This is a genomic window from Bartonella sp. AP58NXGY, from assembly GCF_042195785.1.
In the GTDB taxonomy this organism is placed as follows: domain Bacteria; phylum Pseudomonadota; class Alphaproteobacteria; order Rhizobiales; family Rhizobiaceae; genus Bartonella.
On the sequence record NZ_JBHIOY010000246.1, the window covers coordinates 1 to 289 of the forward strand.

At 28.0% G+C, this 289-nt stretch carries 1 pseudogene; it reads left to right on the forward strand.

The annotated features are described in order from the left end of the window. Positions 1–174 (forward strand): annotated as a pseudogene (locus ACFINC_RS10720) (GTPase HflX); the annotation flags it as partial. Positions 175–289: the final 115 nt, after the last annotated feature.

Here is a 289-nt window from a genome sequence, read left to right on the forward strand (position 1 = left end):
CAGAGCGTTGAATATCTTTTAAAACCTCATGAAATGTCGCTTATTGATTGGTTTTATGAAAACTCTGCAGAAATAAAGCAGGAAGGACATGATGATGGGTCTGTTACCATTAGAGCTGTTCTTACTTCTGAAGCAAAAAAACAACTAGAAAATATCAAAAAAAATATGAATTAAGTTTTTTAAAGCTATTGTTGAACTTTTTTGCTCAAATTTTATGTTTTTCTTATCTCAAAATAATATGACAGCAAGTTAAGAGGATAGTTACTACTTTCTCTTAATAAAATAATAT